Annotated in this window: 1 protein-coding gene; it reads left to right on the top strand. The window is 55.4% G+C overall.

All coding sequences use genetic code 11. The annotated features are described in order from the left end of the window. The first annotated feature begins 20 nt into the window (after nucleotides 1–20). Nucleotides 21–1,937, top strand: coding sequence for a molecular chaperone DnaK (gene dnaK / locus B7L09_RS13130; RefSeq protein WP_094469186.1), 1,917 nt, complete (start codon nucleotides 21–23; stop codon nucleotides 1,935–1,937).

The following is a 1,937-nucleotide window of genomic DNA, read 5'->3' as shown; positions in this document are numbered from 1 at the left end:
ATGTTTCGGGAGAGTCAATCATGGGCAAAATTATCGGTATCGACCTGGGGACTACCAACTCCTGCGTCTCCGTGCTGGAAAACGGCGTTGCAAAAGTTATCGAAAACGCCGAAGGCGCGCGTACCACGCCGTCGATCATTGCTTACGCCAACGACGGTGAAATCCTCGTCGGTCAGTCGGCCAAGCGTCAGGCTGTGACCAATCCGCACAACACCCTGTACGCGGTGAAGCGTCTGATCGGTCGTAAGTTCGACGAAGAAGTCGTACAGAAAGACATCAAGATGGTCCCTTACAAAATCGCCAAGGCTGACAACGGTGACGCGTGGGTTGAAGTAAACGGCCAGAAAATGTCGCCGCCGCAAATCTCGGCTGAAATCTTGAAAAAGATGAAGAAAACCGCCGAAGACTACCTCGGTGAAGCAGTAACTGAGGCGGTGATTACCGTTCCGGCCTACTTCAACGACAGCCAGCGTCAAGCCACCAAAGACGCCGGCCGCATCGCCGGTCTGGACGTAAAACGTATCATCAACGAACCGACCGCAGCTGCTCTGGCTTACGGTATGGACAAGGCCAAGGGCGACCACACCGTGATCGTTTACGACCTGGGTGGCGGTACTTTTGACGTCTCCGTGATCGAGATCGCTGAAGTTGACGGCGAGCACCAGTTCGAAGTGTTGGCCACCAACGGTGACACTTTCCTGGGTGGTGAAGACTTTGACATTCGTCTGATCGACTACCTCGTTGACGAATTCAAGAAAGAAAGCGGCATGAACCTCAAGGGTGACCCGCTGGCGATGCAGCGCCTGAAAGAAGCTGCCGAGAAAGCCAAGATCGAGCTGTCTTCCGCTCAGTCGACCGACGTGAACCTGCCGTACATCACTGCAGACGCTACCGGTCCTAAGCACTTGAACGTGAAGATCTCGCGCTCCAAGCTGGAAGCGCTGGTTGAAGACCTGGTTCAACGCACCATCGAGCCTTGCCGCATCGCGCTGAAAGACTCGGGTATCGACGTTGGTTCGATCAACGACGTGATCCTGGTAGGCGGTCAGACCCGTATGCCACTGGTTCAGAAGCTGGTCACCGAGTTCTTCGGTAAAGAAGCACGTAAAGACGTGAACCCGGACGAAGCCGTTGCCATGGGTGCTGCTATCCAGGGTGCGGTACTGGCCGGCGACGTGAAAGACGTGCTGCTGCTGGACGTCAGCCCGCTGACCCTGGGTATCGAAACCATGGGTGGCGTGATGACCGCGCTGATCGAGAAAAACACCACGATTCCTACCAAGAAATCGCAAGTGTTCTCGACTGCCGACGACAACCAGGGCGCCGTGACCATTCACGTACTGCAAGGTGAGCGTAAGCAAGCCGCTCAGAACAAGTCCTTGGGCAAGTTCGACCTGGCTGAGATTCCACCAGCACCACGTGGCGTGCCACAAATTGAAGTGACCTTCGACATCGACGCCAACGGCATCTTGCACGTAGGTGCTAAAGACAAGGCCACTGGCAAAGAGCAGAAGATCACCATCAAGGCCAACTCCGGTCTGTCTGATGAAGAGATTCAGCAGATGATTCGCGATGCTGAAGCCAACGCCGAGGAAGACAGCAAGTTCGCAGAGCTGGCCGGTGCCCGTAACCAAGGTGATGCATTGGTTCACTCGACGCGCAAAATGATCGCTGAAGCTGGCGATAAAGTGACTGCCGAAGAGAAAACTGCAATCGAAGCCGCTTTGGTTGCCCTGGAAGCCGCTGTTAAAGGCGACGACAAGGCTGCCATCGAAGCCAAGGTTGAGGAGCTGTCGAAAGTCTCCGCTCCAGTGGCGCAGAAGATGTACGCCGAACAGGCCCAGCCTGCCGAAGGCGCGGCACCTAACGACGAAAAAGCTGAAAAAGCCGACGACGTTGTTGATGCCGAGTTCGAAGAAGTCAAAGACCACAAGTAA

This window comes from Pseudomonas mandelii (assembly GCF_002251635.1).
In the GTDB taxonomy this organism is placed as follows: domain Bacteria; phylum Pseudomonadota; class Gammaproteobacteria; order Pseudomonadales; family Pseudomonadaceae; genus Aquipseudomonas; species Aquipseudomonas mandelii_B.
The sequence above is the reverse complement of the archived record's forward strand: the minus strand, read 5'-3'. Positions and strand labels throughout refer to the sequence as shown.